Annotated in this window: 21 protein-coding genes; 4 read left to right on the top strand and 17 right to left on the bottom strand. The window is 54.5% G+C overall.

Annotation, left to right across the window (positions count from 1 at the left end; genetic code table 11):
- The first annotated feature begins 195 nt into the window (after window positions 1–195).
- Window positions 196–648 carry a hypothetical protein gene (locus SCU88_RS25085; protein WP_175341340.1) on the top strand — a complete coding sequence of 151 codons (453 nt, stop codon included), beginning with the start codon at window positions 196–198 and terminating at the stop codon, window positions 646–648.
- Between the two features lie 44 nt (window positions 649–692).
- Here the strand turns inward: SCU88_RS25085 and glmS are convergent, their stop codons facing one another.
- Both glmS and glmU read right to left on the bottom strand, forming a co-directional pair.
- A complete protein-coding gene (glmS, locus tag SCU88_RS25080) occupies window positions 693–2,522 on the bottom strand; it encodes a glutamine--fructose-6-phosphate transaminase (isomerizing) (RefSeq protein WP_175341341.1) in 1,830 nt (609 codons plus the stop codon).
- Window positions 2,523–2,665: 143 nt separating this feature from the next.
- Window positions 2,666–4,036, bottom strand: coding sequence for a bifunctional UDP-N-acetylglucosamine diphosphorylase/glucosamine-1-phosphate N-acetyltransferase GlmU (gene glmU / locus SCU88_RS25075; RefSeq protein ID WP_175341342.1), 1,371 nt, complete (start codon window positions 4,034–4,036; stop codon window positions 2,666–2,668).
- Window positions 4,037–4,375: 339 nt separating this feature from the next.
- On the opposite strand from glmU, the gene SCU88_RS25070 reads away from it, so the two are divergent.
- Entirely contained in the window at window positions 4,376–6,535 is a 2,160-nt protein-coding gene (locus tag SCU88_RS25070; protein WP_175341343.1) for a right-handed parallel beta-helix repeat-containing protein, read from the top strand.
- Between the two features lie 63 nt (window positions 6,536–6,598).
- Here the strand turns inward: SCU88_RS25070 and SCU88_RS25065 are convergent, their stop codons facing one another.
- The 13 genes from SCU88_RS25065 to asnC form a co-directional block, all read right to left on the bottom strand.
- Window positions 6,599–7,018, bottom strand: a complete 420-nt coding sequence (locus SCU88_RS25065) for a F0F1 ATP synthase subunit epsilon (protein WP_175341344.1) — start codon at window positions 7,016–7,018, stop codon at window positions 6,599–6,601.
- A 20-nt stretch (window positions 7,019–7,038) separates the two neighbouring features.
- A complete protein-coding gene (atpD, locus tag SCU88_RS25060) occupies window positions 7,039–8,421 on the bottom strand; it encodes a F0F1 ATP synthase subunit beta (protein ID WP_138095046.1) in 1,383 nt (460 codons plus the stop codon).
- Window positions 8,422–8,452: 31 nt separating this feature from the next.
- Window positions 8,453–9,316: a F0F1 ATP synthase subunit gamma gene (gene atpG / locus SCU88_RS25055; protein ID WP_138095045.1), complete on the bottom strand. Its 864-nt coding sequence runs from the start codon at window positions 9,314–9,316 to the stop codon at window positions 8,453–8,455.
- A 50-nt stretch (window positions 9,317–9,366) separates the two neighbouring features.
- Window positions 9,367–10,908, bottom strand: a complete 1,542-nt coding sequence (atpA, locus tag SCU88_RS25050; RefSeq protein WP_138095044.1) for a F0F1 ATP synthase subunit alpha — start codon at window positions 10,906–10,908, stop codon at window positions 9,367–9,369.
- A 12-nt stretch (window positions 10,909–10,920) separates the two neighbouring features.
- Window positions 10,921–11,454, bottom strand: coding sequence for a F0F1 ATP synthase subunit delta (gene atpH / locus SCU88_RS25045; protein ID WP_138095043.1), 534 nt, complete (start codon window positions 11,452–11,454; stop codon window positions 10,921–10,923).
- A gap of 14 nt (window positions 11,455–11,468) precedes the next feature.
- Complete coding sequence (atpF, locus tag SCU88_RS25040; RefSeq protein WP_138095042.1) at window positions 11,469–11,939, bottom strand: F0F1 ATP synthase subunit B; 471 nt, start codon at window positions 11,937–11,939, stop codon at window positions 11,469–11,471.
- Between the two features lie 75 nt (window positions 11,940–12,014).
- Window positions 12,015–12,254, bottom strand: coding sequence for a F0F1 ATP synthase subunit C (atpE, locus tag SCU88_RS25035; RefSeq protein ID WP_000429386.1), 240 nt, complete (start codon window positions 12,252–12,254; stop codon window positions 12,015–12,017).
- A gap of 48 nt (window positions 12,255–12,302) precedes the next feature.
- Entirely contained in the window at window positions 12,303–13,121 is an 819-nt protein-coding gene (gene atpB, locus SCU88_RS25030) for a F0F1 ATP synthase subunit A (protein ID WP_138095041.1), read from the bottom strand.
- Window positions 13,122–13,129: 8 nt separating this feature from the next.
- Window positions 13,130–13,510 (bottom strand): F0F1 ATP synthase subunit I, encoded by a 381-nt coding sequence (gene atpI, locus SCU88_RS25025; protein ID WP_175341345.1) that lies wholly within the window; start codon window positions 13,508–13,510, stop codon window positions 13,130–13,132.
- A 617-nt stretch (window positions 13,511–14,127) separates the two neighbouring features.
- Window positions 14,128–14,751, bottom strand: coding sequence for a 16S rRNA (guanine(527)-N(7))-methyltransferase RsmG (rsmG, locus tag SCU88_RS25020; RefSeq protein ID WP_175341346.1), 624 nt, complete (start codon window positions 14,749–14,751; stop codon window positions 14,128–14,130).
- Between the two features lie 57 nt (window positions 14,752–14,808).
- The gene (gene mnmG, locus SCU88_RS25015) at window positions 14,809–16,698 is read right to left on the bottom strand and encodes a tRNA uridine-5-carboxymethylaminomethyl(34) synthesis enzyme MnmG (RefSeq protein WP_175341347.1); all 1,890 of its coding nucleotides are present in this window, start codon (window positions 16,696–16,698) and stop codon (window positions 14,809–14,811) included.
- 381 nt (window positions 16,699–17,079) lie between these two features.
- Window positions 17,080–17,520, bottom strand: a complete 441-nt coding sequence (mioC, locus tag SCU88_RS25010) for an FMN-binding protein MioC (protein ID WP_175341348.1) — start codon at window positions 17,518–17,520, stop codon at window positions 17,080–17,082.
- A gap of 94 nt (window positions 17,521–17,614) precedes the next feature.
- The gene (gene asnC, locus SCU88_RS25005; RefSeq protein WP_138095036.1) at window positions 17,615–18,073 is read right to left on the bottom strand and encodes a transcriptional regulator AsnC; all 459 of its coding nucleotides are present in this window, start codon (window positions 18,071–18,073) and stop codon (window positions 17,615–17,617) included.
- Between the two features lie 150 nt (window positions 18,074–18,223).
- On the opposite strand from asnC, the gene asnA reads away from it, so the two are divergent.
- Window positions 18,224–19,216, top strand: a complete 993-nt coding sequence (gene asnA, locus SCU88_RS25000; RefSeq protein ID WP_175341349.1) for an aspartate--ammonia ligase — start codon at window positions 18,224–18,226, stop codon at window positions 19,214–19,216.
- Between the two features lie 37 nt (window positions 19,217–19,253).
- Here the strand turns inward: asnA and viaA are convergent, their stop codons facing one another.
- The gene (gene viaA / locus SCU88_RS24995; protein ID WP_175341350.1) at window positions 19,254–20,717 is read right to left on the bottom strand and encodes an ATPase RavA stimulator ViaA; all 1,464 of its coding nucleotides are present in this window, start codon (window positions 20,715–20,717) and stop codon (window positions 19,254–19,256) included.
- The gene (ravA, locus tag SCU88_RS24990; RefSeq protein ID WP_138099117.1) at window positions 20,711–22,207 is read right to left on the bottom strand and encodes an ATPase RavA; all 1,497 of its coding nucleotides are present in this window, start codon (window positions 22,205–22,207) and stop codon (window positions 20,711–20,713) included. Before ravA ends, viaA begins: the two co-directional genes overlap by 7 nt.
- Before the next feature lie 246 nt (window positions 22,208–22,453).
- Here ravA and kup point away from each other — a divergent pair, with 246 nt between their 5' ends.
- Window positions 22,454–24,322 carry a low affinity potassium transporter Kup gene (gene kup / locus SCU88_RS24985; RefSeq protein ID WP_175341351.1) on the top strand — a complete coding sequence of 623 codons (1,869 nt, stop codon included), beginning with the start codon at window positions 22,454–22,456 and terminating at the stop codon, window positions 24,320–24,322.
- The last annotated feature ends 120 nt before the right edge of the window (window positions 24,323–24,442 follow it).

Genomic DNA, 24,442 nt, shown 5'->3' with positions numbered 1-24,442 from the left:
GCCAGGCTCTCAGGTGACTGCATGGACAAAATAGGACAGTTTGGTGACAGCAACATGTACGAATTATGACAGTTTTATGACAGCAGGCAGGTTGGCGTGGATGAGACAGGTATCGACGACTCCATAAAGTCTCCCTAAAAACGACACAGTTTGAATTTATACTTTTCGTTATCCACAAAAAAGGAAGGGTGAAATATGTTTAAATCATTACTCGTCGGTACCAGCATACTCTGTCTGATGGTTCCACTTTGCGCCAGTGCCGAAAACAATCTGCAATTCTCAGGCTCTCCATCCATGGGTTCGCAGTTGGTAACCACCGACGGCAGGGACGATATGAATGGCATCATCCATTTAAATACCATCGATAACCCGAGCATAGAGTCATTAAAACAGACCCAAAATGATGTGGAACAACTGAAACGCGATCGGGATGACTTAAAGCGTCAGATAGAGGATACCGGCAAGCAATCAGGCGAAAATATGAAACGCCAACTGGATGATATGAAAAAAGAAACCAGCAGCCTTAGCAAGCAGATAGACGGCCTTTCCCGGGAAAATGAGGCCTTAAAGCGCAGTCAGGAGAGCAGCGCCCGTGAAATCAGCTCACTGAAACAGGAAATCAGTCAGTTGAGTAGCAAAATAAAGTAAAAAAACCCGCCATTCACGGCGGGCTTTCACTGGACGATAACCGATTATTCAACCGTTACCGACTTCGCCAGATTACGCGGCTGGTCCACATCGGTGCCTTTAATCAGCGCGACATGGTAGGACAGCAGCTGTAGCGGCACGGTGTAGAAAATAGGCGCGATCTCCTCTTCCACGTGCGGCATCTGGATGATGTGCATGGTTTCACTGTCCACAAAACCGGCATCCTCATCGGCAAAGACGTAGAGATGACCGCCGCGGGCGCGCACCTCTTCGATATTGGACTTCAGCTTCTCCAGCAGGTCGTTATTCGGCGCGACCACAATAACCGGCATATCGGCGTCGATCAGCGCCAGCGGGCCGTGCTTCAACTCGCCAGCGGCATAGGCTTCTGCGTGAATATAGGAGATTTCCTTCAGCTTCAACGCGCCTTCCAGCGCGATGGGGTACTGATCGCCGCGCCCCAGGAACAGCGCATGGTGCTTGTCAGAGAAGTCTTCCGCCAGGGATTCGATCCGCTTGTCCTGGGCCAGCATCTGCTCAATGCGGCTGGGCAGGGTCTGTAGCGCGTGCACAATATTGTGCTCTATCTTCGGATCCACACCTTTCAGACGACCGATTTTCGCCACCAGCATCAGCAGCACGGTCAGTTGGGTGGTGAAGGCCTTGGTAGAAGCCACGCCAATCTCGGTGCCCGCTTTGGTCATTAAAGCCAGATCCGACTCACGCACCAGCGAAGAGCCGGGCACGTTACAGATTGCCAGCGATCCCAGGTAACCCAGCTCTTTCGCCAGGCGCAGCGCCGCCAGGGTATCGGCGGTCTCACCGGACTGGGAAAGGGTGATAATCAGGCTGTTACGACGCACAGCCGACTTGCGATAGCGGAACTCAGAGGCGATCTCCACATCACAGGATACTCCAGCCATGGCTTCAAACCAGTAGCGGGAAACCATCCCGGAGTTGTAGGAGGTACCACAGGCTACAATCTGGATATGCTCAACCTTAGACAGCAGTTCGTCGCTGTCCGGACCCAGTTCACTGAGATCGATAGCACCATGGCTGATACGCCCGCCCAGGGTACTTTTAATGGCGTTCGGCTGCTCATAGATCTCTTTCTGCATATAGTGACGATAGCCGCCTTTATCGCCGGCATCGTACTGCAGATTAGATTCCACCTCTTCGCGCGTTACCGGTTCGCCAGAACGGTCGAAGACGGTGATGCTACGACGGGTCACTTCCGCGATATCGCCCTCTTCCAGGAACATAAAGCGACGGGTCACCGGCAGTAGAGCCAGCTGGTCGGAAGCGATAAAGTTTTCGCCGACGCCCAGGCCAATCACCAGCGGACTACCCGAACGGGCCGCCAGCAGCGTATCCGGATTACGGGTATCCATAATGACGGTGCCATAAGCGCCGCGCAGTTGTGGGATCGCCCGCAGAACCGCGTCGCGCAGGCTGCCACCCTGCTCCATTTCCCAGTGGACCAGGTGAGCGATAACTTCGGTATCGGTCTGAGAGATAAACTGATAACCGCGCGCTTTTAGAGTTTCGCGCAGCGGCTCATAGTTTTCGATAATGCCATTGTGTACCACCACGATATGGCCGGAAACATGCGGGTGAGCATTCGCTTCCGACGGTTCGCCGTGAGTCGCCCAACGGGTATGCGCAATACCGGTGCCGCCATGCAGCGGATGCTCTTCCGCAGCCTGCGTCAGCGCCTGCACTTTGCCCAGACGGCGCAGGCGGGTCATATTACCCTGCGCATCAACCACTGCCAGCCCGGCGGAGTCATAGCCCCGGTATTCCAGACGACGTAGCCCTTCGAGAAGGATTTCAGCAATATCACGTTGCGCGACCGCGCCAACAATTCCACACATCGTATTAATTCCTTGATCAAGGCGTTTCCGCCTGCGTTGTCGCTGACCTGTTATTCCGGTTTTTCCGGGCCCCGAGCCTTTGTAGAGAGTGGGGTTATTTTTATAAGTACTGCCCCCCTCTCCCTGATGGAGAGGGGTAAAAATTATTTTTTCTTCACCGGACGCTGCCAGCCCTGGATATGGGTCTGCTTCACCCGGCTGATGACCAGTTCATTTTCCTGGATATCGCGCGTAACCGTGGTTCCCGCACCAATTGTCGCGCCGCGCGCCACACTGACCGGCGCCACCAACTGGGTGTCGGACCCCACAAAAACGTCATCGCCAATCAGAGTCTTATGCTTGTTAGCGCCATCATAGTTACAGGTGATGGTGCCTGCGCCGATATTCACGTTATCACCAATCTCGGCATCACCGAGATAGGACAAATGCCCGGCTTTAGAACCTTTACCCAGTCGCGCCTTTTTCATTTCGACGAAGTTGCCCACGTGGGCCCCTTCCGCCAGCTCGGTGCCAGGGCGCAGACGCGCAAACGGCCCGATAGTACAGTCAGCCTCCAGATGGGCATCCTCCACCACGGTATAGGGGCTGATTTCGCAGTTATCGCCAATGGTGCTATTTTTAATCACGCAACCGGCGCCAATCTTAACCCGGCAGCCCAGCGTCACCTGGCCTTCCAGAATCACATTAGCATCGATCTCAATATCCCGACCGTGCGTCAGGGTACCGCGCAGATCGAAACGTTGGGGATCGCGCAGCATCACGCCTGCCAGCAGCAGCTTTTCCGCCTGCTCGGCCTGATAAACCCGCTCCAGCCTGGAGAGCTGCAGGCGGTTATTGACCCCTTCAACCTCACTGAGTCGCTGGGGGTGAACCGCAGCTATCTCACGACCTTCCTGGTAAGCCATGGCGATGATATCGGTGATATAAAATTCGCCCTGGGCATTGTTGTTATCCAGTTGCCCCAGCCAGCGCTTCAGGTCAGCGCCACTGGCCACCAGAATGCCGGTGTTGATTTCATTAATCTGGCGCTGAGCGTCGCTGGCATCTTTATGTTCAACGATACCAGTCACCCGGCCATTTTCACGGGTGATGCGGCCATAACCGGTGGGATCGGCCAGCTCGACGGTCAACAGGCCAATACCGCCCTGCGGTTTCGCTTCCCTCAGGCGCGCCAGGGTATCCACTGAGATCAGCGGCACGTCGCCGTAAAGCATCAGGATATCTTCATCATCAGCGAAGAACGGTGCCGCCTGCTGCATGGCATGGCCGGTGCCCAGTTGTTCCGCCTGCAGTACCCAGTTCAGTGCATCATCTTTCAGCGTCTGCTTCAACAAATCGCCTCCGTGACCATAAACCAGGTGAATCTGACGCGCGCCCAGTTCCCCGGCGGCGTCGATGACATGCTGCACCATCGGTTTGCCCGCAAGGGTATGCAGCACTTTAGGAAGATCGGAATACATACGGGTGCCCTTACCGGCTGCAAGGATCACCACGCTCATCGCACTGTTTGACATACGCGTCCTGACTTTGAATAGAGTGAAAAGTAAAACGGTTTCCCCCTGAAACTTCTACATATTTTGCATGTAAAAACGGGGCGGCGAAAAAAAGGCCATATTGCGGCCAGAAACACGCTCTTTTTCGTAGCTGTTCCTAGTTTAGGTGTATGACGGACAAAAAAGTACCCTTGCATCAGTGAAATGTCGCGAAACCACGGCATTCAGACTTTTTTCCCAAAAAAAATAAAGTATCAGCTCGCTATTTATCATTTTCAGTATGGATAACTGTGATGAAAATAAAAGAAACATCGTTTCATTTTTAAGCATAATGATGCCAGATTTTTTCAGGAGAAACACATGGCGTCTACATATTCGCTGGTTGCAGCCCTCTGCTGGTTACCGCTGATGGCGCAGGCAGCCCCGGGAGAATGGCAGGCCATCACCTTTGGGCAGTCAACCGATATCAACTTTTCCTCTAACGTACTGCCCGCCAAAACAGGTATCAATCAGGTAGAAATTAATGGCAGGGTGTTAACCCCAACAATGTATGCCGATCTGTCGCAGCCGGTGACCATTGAAAGCCGCGGGGGGAAAATAGCCAATACCCACGACGGCCTGACCTTTTTCTATACCACGCTACCGGCAGGTAGCAACTTTAGCCTTGAAGCCCTGGTCACCGTAGAGCAGTTTGGCCCGGAAAACGGCGCCCGTCCGGCGGCCCAGGAAGGCGCGGGCCTGATGGTGCGCGATATTCTGGGTCCTCCACGTCAGCAGCCGTTGAAAGAGGGCTATGAAGAGTTTCCGGCAGCGTCGAACATGATGATGAACGCCATTATGACTCAGGACCGGAAAGATCATCACCGTGTGCAGCTACAGGCCATCAGACGCCAGGGCGTCAGCCGCCCCTGGGGGAATGCCGGTGCCGATATCACACGAATCAGCTACCAGCAGGGAATCGACATCCAACAAACGCCGCGCTTCCGGATGAAGTTAGTACGTACCGACACCGGTTTTATCGCCGGTTGGGCACCGGAGGGCAGTGATAAATGGGTTATGCAGAAAGTGTCCCCGGCCGATATCGTTACCGTTCAGGATCCTCACGCTTACCATCTGGGTTTCTTCGCTGCCCGAAATGCCAGAATAACCATTAGTGATGCCTCACTAACCACCTCTCCGGCGCAAACCGTCACTTCGCCTGACTGGCAGCCCAAAACCTGGCCGCTGGTGATGCAATTAGCCTCATCAGAACAGAGCTCATCTTCCGACTACGTGATTCAGGCCAGGGCCAACTATGACGGCGATTTCCGGGTGCTGGAACGGGAAGTGGTGATCGGGGAACAAAAGGGCGTAAAAGCCGGGAAGATGTTTCGCCATAGCATCCCACTAAAAGGGCAAACGACACTAAGCCTCACCTTTACCCCCGATGACACGCGACATAAACCGGTTCGAAAAACGCTGAACCTGTTGCCGCTCCAGGTACCGGATACGCTGTATGTCTCGCCGGAAGGGGCAGCCGATAATCCGGGCACGCCGCAGTCACCGTTGGATCTGGCCAGCGCTATTAACCTGGTTGCACCAGGCGGCAAGGTGATCCTGGCCGCTGGTCACTATCCCCGGATAACGCTACCGCTTCAGGTCAGCGGACTTCCCGGCAGGGAGAAACATCTGGAAGGCCAGGGAAAGGTTGTGATTCACGGCATGCTGTTGAATGCCAGCTACTGGCAGATCCGGGATATCGACATTACCGATAACAGCCTGCGCATTCAGGGCAGTCATAACCTGATAGAGCGAGTGACCGCTTACCATAACAGCGATACCGGCATTCAGATATCCTCACCGCCGGGAATCGGCCGACCGCTTTGGGCCAGCTATAACCGTATCGTCAATTCCACCTCGTACCAAAACGAAGATCCCGGAAAAATTAATGCTGACGGTTTTGCGGTGAAGATGCGGGTAGGCGAGGGAAACCGACTGGAGGGCTGTTACGCCTGGGGGAATATCGATGACGGTTACGATCTCTTTAACAAGATTGAGGATGGCCCTAACGGCGCGGTGATTATTGAGAACTCCATCGCCCGTAATAATACCAGTAACGGTTTTAAACTGGGCGGAGAAGGCCAGCCAGTGGCGCACCAGATCCGTAACAGCATCGCCATCGGCAATCACCTGGACGGCTTTAGCGATAACTTTAACCCCGGCCCGCTACAGGTGGTGAATAACGTGGCGGTGGACAACCGGCGCTTTAACTTTATCTTCCGACCCAGCCCCTATGGCGGACCGCAAACCCAGGGGCATTTCCAGGATAATCTTTCGCTGCGCAGCAGCCCGGGGCGCTATGACGATGCGGTCACCGGAAATATCGACAGCGGTAACGTCTTTATTAAGCACGGAGAAAGCCGCGCCCCCGATGGTCGAACGCTGACGCCTGACCAGTATCAGTCGCTGGCGCTGCCGGAGCCGCTGCTGCGTAAGGCCGATGGCAGCTTTGATACCGCGGATTTTCTGGTGAAGTCCTGACTGATAGCCATAAAAAATGCCAGCCGGGTTGCCCTGGCTGGCATTTTACTTTTTAAGCCTGAGTTACATCGCTTTTTTGGTCAGCTCAATAACACGCAGTTTCGCGATAGCCTTGGACAGTTCGGCAGAGGCCTGCGCGTAATCGACGTCGCCGTGCGAATTACGGATATGCTCTTCTGCTTTACGCTTCGATTCCATCGCCCGCGCCTCATCGAGATCCTGACCGCGGATCGCAGTGTCAGCCAGCACCGTTACGGCGCCGGGCTGCACTTCCAGAACACCGCCGGAGAGGTAAATAAACTCTTCGTTGCCGTGCTGTTTCACGATGCGGATCATACCAGGCTTAATGGCGGTAAGCAGCGGCGCGTGGCCCGGGTAGATACCCAGTTCACCTTCGCTGCCTGTAACCTGGATTTTCTCGACCAGACCAGAGAACATCTGCTGCTCTGCGCTGACGACATCCAGGTGGTAAGTCATAGCCATATCACCCTCCGATTAAGGCGTTAAAGTTTCTTGGCTTTTTCCACGGCTTCTTCAATGGTACCGACCATGTAGAAAGCCTGTTCCGGCAGGTGATCGTACTCACCGTCCATAATGCCTTTAAAGCCACGGATGGTGTCTTTCAGGGATACGAACTTGCCCGGAGAGCCGGTGAAAACTTCCGCCACGAAGAACGGCTGGGACAGGAAGCGCTGAATCTTACGTGCGCGGGCTACCACCAGCTTATCTTCTTCAGACAGTTCATCCATACCCAGGATGGCGATGATGTCTTTCAGTTCCTGATAGCGCTGCAGAATAGACTGCACGCCACGGGCAACGTCATAGTGCTCCTGACCCACAACCAGCGGATCCAACTGACGGCTGGTGGAGTCCAGCGGGTCAACGGCCGGGTAGATACCCAGAGACGCGATCTGACGGCTCAGTACCACGGTTGCGTCAAGGTGCGCAAAGGTGGTTGCCGGAGACGGGTCAGTCAGGTCATCCGCAGGTACATATACCGCCTGTACGGAGGTGATGGAGCCAGTCTTGGTGGAGGTAATACGCTCCTGCAGGACACCCATCTCTTCCGCCAGCGTCGGCTGGTAACCTACCGCGGAAGGCATACGACCCAGCAGTGCGGATACTTCAGTACCAGCCAGGGTATAACGGTAGATGTTATCGACGAACAGCAGAACGTCGCGGCCTTCGTCACGGAATTTCTCAGCCATGGTCAGACCGGTCAGTGCCACGCGCAGACGGTTTCCCGGCGGCTCGTTCATCTGGCCATACACCAGGGATACTTTGTCCAGAACGTTGGAGTCGGTCATTTCGTGGTAGAAGTCGTTACCTTCACGGGTACGCTCACCCACACCCGCAAACACGGAGTAACCGGAGTGCTCAATCGCGATGTTACGAATAAGCTCCATCATGTTTACGGTTTTACCAACACCCGCACCACCGAACAGACCGACTTTACCGCCCTTCGCGAACGGGCAAATCAGGTCCATAACTTTGATACCGGTTTCCAGCAGTTCCTGAGAGTTGGAGAGCTCTTCATAGCTCGGCGCTTCGCGGTGAATCGCCCAACGCTCTTCCTCGCCGATGTCGCCTTTCATATCGATCGGCTGACCCAGTACGTTCATGATACGACCCAGGGTCGCTTTACCTACCGGTACTTCGATCGGGTGCTCAAGGTCTTTCACTTCCAGACCACGACGCAAACCGTCGGAAGAACCCATAGCGATGGTACGTACCACGCCGCCGCCCAGCTGCTGCTGAACTTCCAGCACCAGCCTGTCGTTACCATTAATGACCTCAAGAGCGTCGTACACCTTAGGTACGGCATCCTGAGGAAACTCGACGTCCACCACGGCGCCGATTACCTGGATAATCTTTCCAGTTGCCATCTTGAATCCTCTACGTAATTCGTAAACCTGGTTAAACCGCGGCGGCCCCCGAGACGATCTCGGTGAGTTCCTGAGTAATGCTGGCCTGACGAGCCTTGTTGTACACCAGTTGCAGCTCTTTAATCAGGTTTCCGCCGTTGTCGGTTGCGGCTTTCATCGCCACCATACGGGCAGCCTGCTCGCTGGCCAGGTTTTCCACCACGCCCTGATAAACCTGGGACTCCACATAACGACGCAGCAGGGTATCCAGCAGCGCCTTCGGATCCGGCTCATACAGATAATCCCAGGTCTTACGCTTCAGTTCCTCGTCTTCCGCCGCAGGCAGCGGCAGCAGTTGAGTGATGGTCGGTTCCTGGGACATGGTGTTGATAAATTTGTTGCTGACAATATAAAGCTTGTCCAGACGGCCTTCGTCGTAGGCCTGCAGCATAACCTTAACCGGGCCGATCAGTTCAGACAGGGAAGGGTTATCCCCCATGCCTGTCACCTGGGCAACCACATTACCGCCAACGGAGTTAAAGAACGCGACGCCCTTAGAGCCAATCAGCGCCAGATCGCTCTGAACGCCTTTGTCGGACCACGTCTTCATTTCGCCGAGCAGCTTTTTGAACAGGTTAATGTTCAGACCGCCACACAGTCCACGGTCGGTAGAGACCACGAGGTAACCTACGCGCTTCACCTCGCGTTCTTCCAGGTAAGGATGCTTATATTCCAGATTACCGTTAGCAAGGTGACCAATCACCTTACGCATGGTATCGGCATAAGGACGGCTGGCCGCCATACGCTCCTGCGATTTACGCATTTTGGAAGCGGCGACCATCTCCATCGCTTTAGTGATCTTCTGCGTGTTCTGGACGCTTGCGATCTTACTACGTATCTCTTTTGCGCCGGCCATGAGCTTCTCCTCAAAGCCTGGCGGTCCGCATTACGCGAACCGCCAGACCATTACCAGGACTGAGTTGCTTTGAAGGAATCGAGGACGCCTTTCAGCTTGCCTTCGATCTCATCGTTGTAGCCGCCAGTCTTGTCGATTTCCTGCATCAGGGCCGCGTGATCGCGATCAACATAAGCCAGCAGCGCAGCTTCGAAGCTACCTACTTTCGCGATCTCAACGTCTTCCAGGTAGCCACGTTCAGCGGCAAACAGAACCAGAGACTGCTGAGCAACGGACATCGGTGCATACTGCTTCTGCTTCAGCAGCTCGGTCACTTTCTGGCCGTGATTCAACTGCTTACGCGTTGCATCATCCAGGTCGGAAGCGAACTGCGAGAACGCTGCCAGTTCACGATACTGCGCCAGTGCGGTACGGATACCACCGGACAGTTTCTTCATGATCTTGGTCTGGGCTGCACCACCAACACGGGATACCGAGATACCCGGGTTAACCGCCGGACGAATACCGGAGTTAAACAGGCTGGATTCCAGGAAGATCTGACCATCGGTAATGGAGATAACGTTGGTCGGTACGAATGCAGAAACGTCGCCCGCCTGGGTTTCGATGATCGGCAGAGCGGTCAGAGAACCGGTCTGGCCTTTCACTTCACCCTTGGTGAAAGCTTCTACATACTCGGCGTTAACGCGAGCAGCACGCTCCAGCAGACGAGAGTGGAGGTAGAATACGTCACCCGGGAATGCTTCACGTCCAGGCGGGCGGCGCAGCAGCAGGGAAATCTGACGATAAGCAACGGCCTGCTTGGACAGATCGTCATAAACGATCAGCGCGTCTTCACCGCGGTCGCGGAAGTATTCGCCCATCGCACAACCGGCATACGGCGCCAGGTACTGCAGTGCGGCGGATTCAGACGCAGTTGCGACAACCACGATGGTGTTGTCCAGCGCGCCGTGCTCTTCCAGCTTACGCACCACGTTAGAGATGGTGGACGCCTTCTGGCCGATAGCGACGTAGACACACTTAATGCCGGAGTTACGCTGGTTGATAATGGCATCGACGGCCAGCGCGGTTTTACCGGTCTGACGGTCACCGATGACCAGCTCACGCTGACCACGGCCGATTGGAATCATAGCATCGACAGACTTATAACCGGTCTGAACCGGCTGGTCGACGGACTGACGCTCAATAACGCCCGGCGCAATGGCTTCAACCGGAGAGAAACCGTCATTATCGACAGGCCCTTTACCGTCAATCGGCGCACCCAGGGTGTTAACAACGCGGCCCAGCAGACCACGGCCTACCGGAACTTCCAGAATACGACCGGTGCATTTTACTTTCATGCCTTCGGCCAGATCCGCATAAGGACCCATAACAACCGCACCAACGGAGTCGCGCTCCAGGTTCAGTGCGATAGCGTAGCGGTTCCCCGGCAGGGAGATCATCTCACCCTGCATAACATCGGCCAGGCCGTGTACGCGGATGATTCCGTCACTGACGGAAACGATAGTACCTTCGTTGTGAGCCTCGCTCACAACATTGAACTGTTCAATTCGCTGTTTGATCAGTTCGCTGATTTCGGTGGAATTCAGTTGCATGCTCCAGTCCCCTTAAGACTGCAAGACGTCTGCCAGGCGCTCAAGACGGCCGCGTACGCTACCATCAATGACCATATCACCCGCCTGGATGATGACACCTGCCATTACAGACTTATCAATTTTGCAATTCAGCTTCACTTTGCGTGACAGACGTTTTTCCATAGCGCTGACGATCTTCGAAAGCTGCTCTTCGCTAAGCCGGCTGGCGGAGGTGACATCGACCTCCACGGTCGCTTCCTGGGCTGCGCGTAACCGGAGAAACTCTTCAAGTACGTCCGGAAGCACAACCAGACGCCCATTTTCGGCCATCACCCGAATCAGGTTTTGGCCGTTAGCGTCCAGCTGATCGCCACAGATGGCGATAAACGAATTAGCGAGCGTTTCAGGTGCCAGGGCACCTGAGAGAAGCTCTGTCATTTGTTCGTTTTTGGATACCTCGGCGGCAAACGCCAGCATGTCCTGCCAACGATCGACGCTCTGGTGAACGACAGCAAAGTCAAAAGCTGCTTTGGCGTAGGGGCGAGCTACCGTAATAAATTCAGACATCAGCCCCTCCCTCCTTACAGTTCAGCGACCAGTTTATCCACGATGTCGCTGTTAGCAGCTTCATCCACGGAACGTTCAATGATCTTCTCGGCGCCAGCCACGGCCAGCACAGCAACCTGCTTACGCAGTTCTTCGCGAGCGCGCTTACGTTCGGCGTCGATTTCAGCCTGAGCCTGCGCCACGATTTTGTTACGTTCCTGCTCTGCTTCGGCTTTTGCTTCGTCCAGGATCTGAGAACGGCGTTTGTTAGCCTGTTCAATAATCACCTGGGCGTCCGCCTTCGCCTTTTTCAGCTGGTCGGTCGCGTTGGCCTGTGCAAGGTCAAGATCCTTTTTGGCACGCTCTGCGGAAGCAAGACCGTCAGCAATCTCTTTCTGACGTTTTTCAATGGCAGCCATAATCGGCGGCCATACATACTTCATGCAGAACAGAACAAACAGGACAAACGCGATGGCCTGGCCGAGGATTGTTGCGTTAAGGTTCACAGCACAATGCCTCTTAATTAGTTAACGTTCTGATATTGCGTATCTATCTATACTCTAATGACAGCAACGCGCGAGTTACGCGACCGCAAACATCACGTACAGACCCAGACCCACAGCGATCATCGGGATTGCGTCCACCAGACCCATAACGATAAAGAACTGAGTACGCAGCAGAGGAATCAGATCAGGCTGGCGCGCAGCGCCTTCCAGGAATTTTCCCCCGAGGATGCCGATACCGATCGCAGCACCGATTGCCGCCAGACCCATCATCACAGCGGCAGCCATGTACAGCAGATCCATATTCAGGTTTTCCATGACAGTCTCCAGTTTGTTTCAGTTTAAACGCAGTAGTGTTGTGTAAAATTAATGCTCTTCAGACGCCATCGACAGATAGACAATCGTCAGAACCATGAATATGAAAGCCTGCAGCGTAACGATCAGGATGTGGAAAATGGCCCATGGCACATTCAGAATCCACTGTGACCACCACGGCAGCAGGCCTGCAATCAGAATGAAAATCAGCTCGCCGGCGTACATGTTACCGAACAGTCGCAGGCCGAGAGAAACCGGCTTGGACAGCAAGCTTACGCCTTCCAGGATCAGGTTCACAGGGATGAAGATCCAGTGGTTGAACGGCTGCAGGGTAAGCTCTTTGGTAAAGCCGCCCACGCCTTTCATTTTGATGCTGTAGAAAAGAATCAGGATAAATACGCCCAGCGCCATCGACAGGGTAATGTTGACGTCCGCAGAGGGAACCACGCGTAGAGCCGGCAGCCCGAATACGTGCTCGCCAATATAAGGCAGCAGGTCGATAGGCAGCAGGTCCATCAGGTTCATCAGTAGCACCCAGACGAAGATGGTTAACGCCAGCGGCGCAATCACCTTGCTCTTGCCGTGATACATATCCTTGACGCTGTTATTGACAAAGCCGACAACCAGTTCGACCGCCGTCTGGAATTTCCCCGGAACGCCACTGGTGGCGCCTTTAGCTACCTTACGGAACAGCCAAAGGAACAACAGACCCAGAACCACAGAGAAGAACATAGAGTCAATGTTAAGCGTCCAGAATGTGGCCGGGGGGTTATGCGGATCCACCAGCGAGAACGTACGCAGGTCAATCTGAAGGTTATTCAGATGGTGCCCGATGTAGTCCTGCGGGGTTGAGATTTCTCCTGCAGACATGATGCCTCTTACCCTTGGTTGTTAATTACAGCTGGCGCCAGCATCTGTACCACCAGCACCGATATCCAGGTCACGATCAACGGCAAAAATGCCGCCTTAAAACCAGCCAACGCCACCACCAGCAGGACAAAAGTCACGACCACTTTCACCGCTTCGCCCAATGCGAAGGACCAGGCCACGCGGCCTTTAGCGGGGGTGTGAGCCTGGTGGCGCCAGGCAAAAATCATAAACAGCGCATTCGGCAGCCAGACTGCCATGCCTCCACCTAACGCGGAAGCGCCCCAAAAGGGACTTTTCAGGCAAAACAGCAGTCCGATTGCGACAATTGCCAGTAACTGAATAAGCAGAAGCTTGCGGGCCACGTTTCTATTCATGAGCGACACGGACATAGGTTCTCCACTTCTGCTCCCTTCGAGGTATGCCGCGTGTCGTATAAAACTGTCTTTGGGGCTCTGAGTCAAGCTTCAAAAAGCGGTCAAATTATACGGTGCGGCCTCGTGATTTCAAACCATAAGTAGCAAAAAGGTGAATAATTATTTAAAAAATTTTCAGGCGCCCATTTTCCAAACTTTTACAGAAACCCCGCGGGCTCATTCAAAAGTGCAAAAAAGCGGAATCGACTGACAACAAAACGTGCAATTGATCACATAACGCACTTTTTACTGTAAACTTTTTAAGCAATGCGTCGTCGGTACAAAAACTCATCCTACTGATAAAAAAGATAATTTTATTCTATTGTTATTTAAACAGGGCTAAACAAGCAGAAATCATCCCATTGACATTTAAAACCAACATTTAACATCTCATTTTAAATTAGCCTGCCAAATTTATAGCGCCCTGATATTTTCCATGTTGATTATTATTCTGTGTTAGCAAAAAACGCTACGTTAATCGGCAGGAAAACCTTTGTTGTTGTGAGGTTAAATGTAACCAACCATAACAAACCAACACCGTATAATTTTCCACCAAATGTAGCGCCTGTTAATCACACTTTTTTTGATAAATATTAAGTTTTATTTGCTCTGATTATCACCAGATGACGTTCGCCATCCAGCTCGGGAACATCCAGTTTGACCACCTGCTGAACGCTGACGCTGGCAGGCAGTGACGATATCTCGTCATCGGGACGCACGCCTTTCAGGGCATAGAAAGCGCCCTCTTCCCCCGGCAGATGGTGACACCAGCTCACCATATCATTCAGCGAAGCGAAAGCCCGGCTAATCACGCCGTCAAATGGCGGTTCGGCCGGCCACTCTTCCACCCGACTCTGAACCGGCGTCACGTTTTCCAATCCCAGTTCGTGCTGCACCTGACGCAGAAAACGTACCCGCTTGCCCAGGCTGTCGAGTAAGGTGAAGTGAGCATCGGGGCGGACGATTGCCAGCGGAATCCCCGGTAATCCCGGACCGGTGCCCACATCGATAAAGCGAGCCCCCTGCAGATGGGGCTCCACCACAATGCTATCGAGGATATGGCGCACCAGCATCTCCTTCGGATCGCGTACCGAGGTCAGATTGTAGGCTTTGTTCCACTTGTGCAGCAGACCAACATAGTCCACCAGTTGCAGTTTTTGATGATCGGGAAGTTCGATGCCCGCTGCGGCCAGTAGCTGTTCGAGTTTATTCAGCATGGTTATATCCAATAAAAAATGGGTAAGGTTCCCCTTACCCATACCGTCGATAATCCGTCAGGCGCTGCGGCGCAGCATCCCCTGTTTTTTCAGCCATACCAGCAGAATGGAGATCGCCGCCGGAGTGATGCCGGAGATCCGCGACGCCTGGCCAATAGAAGCCGGCTTGTGATCGTTCAGTTTGGCGATCACTTCATTGGACAGCCCCGTCACCTGGTGATAATCAAGGTCGGTCGGCAGCACGGTGTTCTCGTTGCGCTGCTGCTTATCAATCTCATCCAGTTGGCGTGCAATGTAGCCCGCGTATTTCACCTGGATCTCAACCTGTTCCGCCGCCCGTTCGTCTTCCAGCGCCGGAGCGAAAGGCGCATTCGTGGTCAGCTTCTGGTAAGTCATTTCCGGACGCTTAAGCAGATCCTCGCCGTTTGCTTCCCGGGAAAGAGGTGAATTCACCTGTGCATTGACGGCCTCACCGGCTGCCGTGCCCGGATGCACCCAGGTATCCCGCAGGCGCTGAAGTTCACGCTCGATATTCTCGACTTTCTGGTTAAAACGGGCCCAGCGTTCGTCGTCGACCAGTCCCAGCTCGCGGCCGATGGGGGTCAGACGCAGATCGGCGTTATCTTCGCGCAGCATCAAACGGTATTCAGCACGAGAAGTAAACATGCGATAGGGCTCTTTGGTCCCCAGCGTGCAAAGGTCATCCACCAGCACTCCAAGGTAAGCCTCGGCGCGAGCCGGTGCCCAGCCCTCTTTGTCGGCAGAATAGCGGGAGGCATTCAGCCCCGCCAACAGCCCCTGGGCCGCGGCCTCTTCGTAGCCGGTAGTGCCATTGATCTGTCCGGCGAAGAACAGCCCCTGGATGTGTTTACTCTCCAGGGTCAGCTTCAGATCGCGAGGATCGAAGAAGTCATATTCGATGGCATAGCCCGGACGCACGATCTTCGCGTTCTCCATGCCTTTCATGGAACGCACAATCTGCATCTGGACGTCGAACGGCAGGCTGGTGGAGATACCGTTCGGGTAAATTTCGTTGCTGGTCAGCCCTTCCGGCTCAAGGAAGATTTGGTGAGCATTACGATCGGCAAAGCGCATGACCTTGTCTTCAATGGACGGGCAGTAACGCGGCCCCACGCCTTCGATCACTCCGGCGTACATCGGGCTGCGATCGAGGTTGTTACGAATCACCTCATGGGTTTTTTCGTTGGTGTGGGTGATATAACAGGGCACCTGCTGCGGATGCTGGCTGGCGTTCCCCAGGAAAGAGAAGACCGGTTGCGGGTTATCGCCATGCTGCGGTGCCAGCACGCTGAAATCGATGGTGCGAGCGTCGATACGTGGTGGCGTACCGGTTTTAAGACGGCTTACGCGCAGCGGTAGCTCACGCAGGCGACGCGCCAACGGAATGGATGGCGGATCGCCTGCACGTCCACCGCTGTAGTTACCCATACCGATATGAATTTTGCCATCCAGGAAGGTCCCGACCGTTAGCACAACCGCTTTTGCCCGGAACTTCAGCCCCATCTGAGTTACCACACCGACGGCGCGATCGTTTTCTACGATCAGATCGTCAACGGCCTGCTGAAAGATCATCAGGTTAGGTTGATTCTCAAGCGCGGTGCGTACAGCCTGGCGGTAGAGCACGCGATCGGCCTGTGCCCGGGTAGCGCGGACGGCTGGTCCCTTGCTGGCGTTTAGTATCCTGAACTGAATACCGCCCTGATCGATGGCACGTGCCATTAGTCCGCCAAGTGCATCAACTTCTTTAACCAGATGTCCCTTTCCGATTCCACCGATCGCCGGGTTACAGGACATCTGCCCCAGAGTATCGATATTGTGCGTCAAAAGCAGGGTCTGTTGGCCCGTACGAGCGGCGGCCATCGCGGCTTCAGTGCCGGCATGGCCTCCACCAATGATGATGACGTCGAAAGGATCCGGATAAAACATGTTTAACTGCCTCGCGGTGTTGCGCATTGGGTTGGGAGCTCCCCGGGGCGGGAATTCTACTCAACTTTAGACTCCCGAGAAAGTGTTGGGATAGTCGCTTATTAAAAAGAAGATCTTTATATATTGGATCTGTTCTATTGTGATCTCTTATTAGGATCGACCGATCCTGTGGATAAGCAGGATCTTCCCAGAAGGATCATGCAATTAAGAAGGATCCTTTTCTGTGAATGATCGGTGATCCCGAACCGTATAAGCTGGGATCAAAATGGGAGTTTATACACAGGACAAAAACTGAACTGCGGTTGTACATTGGATAACTACCGCTTAATCCGAGCTTTTAAGCATAGTTATCCACAGAAGATCGTACGATCTTTACAATTCTCACAGCAATTTTTGCCAGGATCCCAGCCAGGCTTCCGCCGGATCCTCCGGAATGTCGTGCTGCTGGATGTCGATCTTCAGGATTTCGCCAGTACGGTGAGCCCCCAGATCGCTCAGCAGCGTATCGAACTTCTCTATAGCACCGCAGAAGGTGTCATATTCGCTACTGCCAATACCGATAGCGCCATAACGTAGCGCGCTAAGATCCGGACGCGCCGAGCTGAGTTCGTCATATAGCGGTTGAAGATTATCCGGCAGATCGCCTGCGCCATGCGTGGAGCTCACCACCAGCCAGGTCCCCGTCAGGGAAAGATCCGCAAGCGCGGGACCATGCAAGGTTTCAGTGGTATAGCCCGCAGTTTCCAGCTTTTCCGCCAGATGCTCCGCAACATATTCAGCGCTGCCCAGCGTGCTGCCGCTAATCAGGGTGATATCCGCCATTACAACGTCCCGTCGTTAATCAAAACGCCGCCATTGTACGCTGTGTACGTGATGGGATCTACCTGTGGACAACATGGGTATTAAATTTAGCCTCTCAGGGGGTAATGGTACGCATAATCGGGTTCTGTAAGGAGATCAGCGTCTCGGTAGACTGGATCTCATCAATGGTCTGGATCTTGTTGATAAGTACCTGCTGCAGGGAGTCGATAGAGCGACACATCACCTTAATAAAGATGCTGTAGTGGCCGGTGGTGTAGTACGCCTCCGTTACCTCATCCAGGCTTTCCAGCTTTGCCAGCGCCGCCGGATAATCTCTGGCGCTTTTCAGGATGATGCCAATAAAACAGCAGACATCGTAGCCCAGTTGTTTTGGGCTGATGTCGATGCGTGCGCCGGTAATGATACCTGCCTGCTTCATCTTCTCTACCCGCACATGGATGGTCCCGGGGCTAACGCCAAACTGTTTGGCCAGTTCGGCATAGGGAGTGCGGGCATTTTCCATTAACGCCGTCAGGATGCCGCGGTCCAGATTGTCGATCTGATAATTTTCCATCGCTTTTCCTTATGGATATTGAATGATGTTCATTTTTAGTAGGTTATAATTAGTGGATTATAATAGATATCGGCTTTTTTAATGGTGAATATTGAATGTATGGTGGGTTTTGTTGCTTAATCGTCTCTATTGAAGACAGGAGCAAAGACCATGAAATCCACCTGGATCGCAAAACAACGCCAAATCAGTTTCGTTAAATCCCACTTCTCCCGCCAACTGGAAGAGAAGCTGGGTCTGCTGGAAGTGCAGGCTCCCATCCTGAGTCAGGTGGGTGATGGCACCCAGGACAATCTGTCCGGTTGTGAAAAGGCGGTGCAGGTGAAAGTAAAGGCGCTGCCAGAAGCCCAGTTCGAAGTGGTTCACTCGCTGGCTAAGTGGAAGCGTAAAACCCTGGGGCTACATGACTTCGGCGCCGGTGAAGGGATCTACACCCATATGAAAGCGCTGCGTCCCGATGAAGACCGGCTTTCTCCGGTACATTCGGTGTATGTCGATCAGTGGGACTGGGAGCGGGTTATGGGCGACGGCGAACGTCACCTTGGTACCCTGAAGCAGACGGTTGAAACCCTGTGGCAGGCGATTCGGGCTACTGAAGCCGAAGTGAGTCGCGAGTTTGGCCTGACGCCGTTCCTCCCAGCGCAGATCCACTTTGTTCACAGCGAAGAGTTGCAGCGCCGTTTTCCGGATCTGGACGGTAAAGGCCGCGAGCGCGCTATTGCCCGTGAACTGGGCGCCGTATTTCTGATTGGCATTGGCGGCAAGCTGGCGGACGGTCAGCGCCACGACGTGCGTGCGCCGGATTATGACGACTGGACCACGCCGACGGCGGACGGTTTTGCCGGGCTGAACGGCGATATCCTGGTATGGAACCCGATTCTGGAAGACGCCTTTGAGATCTCATCGATGGGGATCCGGGTGGATGCCGAAACCCTGAAGCGTCAGCTTAAGCTGACCGGTGATGAAGATCGTCTTCAGCAATTGTGGCACCAGAGCCTGCTGGCCGGTGAGATGCCGCAGACCGTTGGCGGTGGCATTGGTCAGTCGCGGCTGGTGATGCTGCTGCTGCAACTGCCGCATATCGGACAGGTACAGTGCGGCGTCTGGCCTGCTCAGGTGCATGAAAGCGTGAACGCGCTGCTGTAATTTCCCCCGCCGGGTGGCATTCGTCGCCCGGCTTGTTTCACTTACGATCGCTTCGCTTCCAGCGCCGTAGCAGGCGGTTGCGCATGCCGGTATCAAAACGCCAGATATGATCGAAGATCCTCAGTATGCCGGGCTTACCGTGGGCAGACATCGCGACCGCGTGAAAGCACTGCTGCTGGCGGCGCTGTAGTGATTTCACCTTACGAATGACCTCATCCGGCAGACGCTGAGCGATAAAGTCGGAGATAACCACCGCATCGGCATCGTACCACTCGCCGTCCTGCATCTTTTCGATGACCGATCGCAGGCAGCCTGCCAGGTCGGTGCCGCCGCGAAAGCGCTGGCTCAGAAAGCGAATCGCCTGCTCGATACCGTCATCGGCGCTCAGTTCATAGCGCACCACCTCGCTGGAAAACAGCATAATAAAGCAGCGGCGTTTATCCGCCAGGGCGATACGCATCAGCGCCAGGCAGAACGCTTTGGCGCAGCGCTCATTAAAGCCGCCCATTGAGCCGGAGGTATCGACACAGACGATAAAGGGCCCGCGCGGCTGCTCGTCAAAATCCTGATGAATCACCGGGCGTTCGCTGATTTTTTCCTGCCAGGCGTCGCCGTGCAGCCGGTAGGTGATGAGCTGTTTTTCCGCCAGACGCCGGTAAAAGTCATACTCCAGCTCGCTAATCCCCAAAGTGACCAGCTCCGGCGGTAGCAGCCGTAGAATATCGTCGCTGTGATGTAGTCCTTCTACCTGTTCGGGCACCGAAGCGGGTACGCACACCTGCTGGCGCCAGATCTCCGTGGGGGCATCTGGTTTGGGGATCGATCGCGCTTCCCGGGATCGACCTAGCTGATCCGCCAGCGCCTGGAGTTCGGGCTGATGCTGTAGAAAATCGCCGTACTTTACAATCATCTGATAGTCGCCACGGCCCAGACGCCCGGCGCTCATATCCCACAGACGCCCGGCGGCATTATCGTTAGCCACCAGCACCGGATCTAACTGGCCGCTCAGCGCCAGGCGCTGCTGAATTTCCGCCAGTAGCTGTTCGCGTTCTTCTTCCAGCAGCTTTTGGCTTAGCGTGGTGGCCTGAACAATCAGGCTCAGGCGCCAGCGCTGCAGAAACAGGGTATGGAGCGAAGGAGTAAAAAGGGGATTATCTGCCGCCATCTGCTGGGCCTGGGCGGCAAAAGGTGAGGCCACCTCTGACAGCAGGGTCAGGGTAGAGGGTAACCGTGCGACAAAGTCCGGGGTTTCCAGTTGCTGGCAGGACTGATAGTGCAGAACTTCCCGGGCCAGCTGTGGCGGCACCCGGGTTTCATGTAGCCGCAGGCTCAGTTTTTCCCGCCAGCGCGGCACATCCCGGGAAACGGCATTCTTCAGACGCGGGAACTTTTTGAAGAAGCTTTCCAGCTGGGGGGCGGCCAGCAGCATGACGATAACCCCTTCTATCAGCTCCCCTTCGCTGATGGCGAGGATGGAGTCCAGCGCCGCCAGACTCAGCACAGTCGCGCCTGTTTTATCTGGGTTGCGACCTCTTCCAGACTGGCTTCTATCTGCCCCAGCCACTCCCGCGGGATAAACAGACACTTCTGCTGTTCATTGAAGTCATGGTGTTGCTGGCGCCAGGTGTTTTCCAGTTCATCGAGCTGTTCGATAATCGATTCTGGTACGCCGGGCTTATGAGCACCCGGTAGCGCCAGGAACGTTTCCTGAAGGCTGACATCACGGATCACCAGATGGCGGTTGCCATCCACTTCCATATTCAGCGGCTGGGCGAAGCCAATACCGTTCAGCTTGCCGCGAATTTCACCGCCCTTCTGTAACCAGTTGCTCAATGCGCTACGGGTGATTTCCACGTGAATCACTTCCATCTCATGGAGTCGCAGCGGTTTTTGCAGCAGCAGGGTGAGGTTGGCGTCCTGCAGGCTTTCCGGCAGGCTGTAGCTGTGGCGACGATTGAACATGCCGCTCTGGCGCTCTACCTTCAGCGCATCCCGATCGCTCTGGTGCTGTTGCAGCCGCAACAGATGCTGTTTGATGGCCCCCAGGCGGGACTGCATCGCCTGCTGTTGCCAGGCGCTTCCGGTCATCAATAACTCAACCTCTTTGTTGAGCTGATGCATGGTGTTGATATCGTGCCACAGGCAGTCTTTAAGCAGGATCAGATCGATGGGGGCTACCGCATCGCGGCCGCTAAAGAAGGCGCTGGCCTGCAGCAAGCGCAGCGCTTTTTTCCAGCGGCGGTCGGAAATGCCCGGTGCCTGAGGCTGTGCCTCCAGGCGTTCGCGCAGTTGGAATATCAGTTCGAAGACGTGATCGGGCAGGGTGATTCGTGTTATCTCCTGCTGCCAGCGTTGATACTCTTCATCGCTGACCTGAAGCCCCGGCGCCACTGGGTTCTCTTTTTCGTCGTGCTGACTGGTCAGCATGGCGCGGAAGTTGCCCTTATCCTGTACCCGCTCCAGATTCAGGCGGATCAGCATGCGATCGTAGAGCGCTTCCAGACTGTTATCCGCTTCCGGCAGTTCGTTGGAAGCGGCAACCAGCAGACGCATAGGGATTTTCTCTTCCCGGGTGCCGTTACGGAAGCGACGTTCGTTAATGGCGGTCAACAGCGTGTTTAGAATGGCGGGGCCGGCCTTCCAGATTTCATCCAGAAAAACGATTTCCGCTTCCGGCAGATAGCCGTCGGTCAGTCGCTCATAGCGCCCTTCATCTTTCAGAGCCTGAATGGATAAGGGACCAAACACCTCTTCCGGCGTGGAGAAGCGGGTCATCAGGTATTCGAACGCCCGGGCGTTGCTAAAAGCGAATTTAAGACGCCTTGCGATCAGGCTTTTGGCGATGCCCGGCGGACCGAGCAGAAAAACGCTTTCGCCACTCAGGGCTGCCAGCAGACAGAGGCGAACGGCGTGGCTACGCTCATAGAGTCCACTTTCCAGCGCCTGGCTGAGTCGTGAAATACGTTCTGCTAAAAGTGGGGGCTGGGCCATAATAGACATCTGCATCCTTACCCGTAATAAAGAGCGAGTATAGTTGTTTACGTTAATACTCAGTAATAGCCTGAAGTGCGGTGCAATTTTCCTTAAAGCTGCACGATTAGGCCAGATCCAGGGGTACGATTTTTTCCATAATCGTGCATACTGTGCGCTTTTTGTGAACCAGGAAGCAGAAATTTCTCTCATTCTTCGCGGTCACACGCGATCGGGAAGGGTTGTTTCCTGACTTAAGATGACGCTATGAGCACTGATAATAAGCAAGCATTGCCAGCTATTACGCTGGCGGCGATAGGCGTGGTATATGGTGATATCGGTACCAGCCCGCTCTATACGCTACGTGAATGTCTGTCCGGTCAGTTTGGGTTTGGCGTTGAACGTGACGCTGTTTTTGGCTTTCTCTCTCTTATCTTTTGGCTACTTGTCTTTGTAGTCTCCATTAAATATCTGACCTTCGTGATGCGGGCCGATAATGCTGGTGAAGGGGGGATCCTGACGCTGATGTCTCTGGCCGGGCGTAATACCTCGGCGCGGGTCACCTCGATTCTGGTGATCATGGGGCTGATTGGCGGCAGCTTTTTCTACGGTGAGGTGGTCATTACCCCGGCCATTTCGGTGATGTCGGCGATAGAGGGGCTGGAGATAGCCGCTCCGGCGCTCGATCCTTACATTGTGCCGCTCTCGATATTGGTACTGACGCTGTTGTTTATGATCCAGAAGCACGGTACTGGCATGGTGGGTAAGCTGTTTGCGCCCATAATGATGACCTGGTTTATTGTACTGGCGGTGCTGGGCGTGCGTAGCATTATGGCTTCTCCCCAGGTATTGCAGGCGTTGAATCCCATGTGGGCTGCGCACTTCTTTATGGAGTACAAGGCCGTTTCGTTTGTGGCGCTCGGTGCGGTCGTGCTGGCGATCACCGGTGTTGAAGCGCTGTATGCTGATATGGGCCACTTTGGTAAGCTGCCTATTCGCATCGCCTGGTTTACCGTAGTACTGCCCTCGCTGGTGTTGAACTACTTCGGTCAGGGGGCGCTACTGCTGCGTAACCCGGAAGCCATCAAGAACCCCTTCTTTTTACTGGCGCCGGACTGGGCGCTGATCCCGCTACTGATTCTGGCTACCATGGCAACGGTGATTGCTTCCCAGGCGGTGATTTCCGGCGTTTTCTCCCTGACCCGTCAGGCGGTGCGTCTGGGATATCTGTCGCCGATGCGCATCATTCATACTTCGGAGCGGGAATCCGGCCAGATCTACATTCCGTTCATTAACTGGCTGCTCTATTTCTCTGTCGTGCTGGTGATTATCAGCTTTGAGCATTCCAGTAATCTGGCTGCGGCTTACGGGATTGCGGTGACGGCTACCATGGTGCTGACCTCTATTCTTTCCTGTACCGTGGCGTGTAAGAACTGGCACTGGAATAAATTCCTGGTACTGCTTATTGGTCTGGCTTTTCTGTGTGTCGACGTACCGCTGTTTTCCGCCAACGTACAGAAGATCTTCTCGGGCGGCTGGCTGCCGCTGGCGCTGGGTTTGATCATGTTTATTGTGATGACCACCTGGAAGAGCGAGCGTTTCCGCCTGTTGCGCCGGATGCATGAGCACGGTAACTCGCTGGAAGCACTGATAGCCTCACTGGAGAAGTCGCCGCCGGTGCGGGTGTCCGGTACTGCGGTCTATATGTCCCGGGCGCTGAACGTCATTCCTTTTGCGCTGTTGCATAACCTGAAACACAACAAGGTGCTGCACGAACGGGTGATTCTGCTGACGCTGCGCACGGAAGATGCGCCTTATGTTCATAACGTGAAGCGCGTGTCCATCGAACAGCTGTCGCCGACCTTCTGGCGGGTGGTAGCCAGCTATGGCTGGCGTGAGACTCCGAATGTTGAAGAGGTGTTCCACCGCTGCGGGCTGGAAGGGCTGAGCTGCCGAATGATGGAAACCTCGTTCTTTATGTCCCATGAGTCGCTGATTATCGGTAAACGGCCCTGGTATTTGCGTCTGCGTGGCCGCCTGTTTCTGCTGCTGCAACGTAATGCGCTGCGGGCACCCGATCAGTTCGAAATTCCGCCTAACCGGGTGATCGAGCTCGGAACCCAGGTCGAAATCTAATGTCTCTTAAGGCTCCTTATTTATAAGGAGCCTTTTGTTTATATAGCTGAATCGATACAAAAAATTCCTGTTTTGTTCCCCCCTGCGAAACGTTTCGATAGCGATCACACTTCTGCCATA

Origin of the sequence: Jejuibacter sp. L23 (genome assembly GCF_050815825.1) — a bacterium.
GTDB lineage: Bacteria > Pseudomonadota > Gammaproteobacteria > Enterobacterales > Enterobacteriaceae > Jejubacter > Jejubacter calystegiae.
This window is presented reverse-complemented; position numbering and strand designations above follow the sequence as displayed.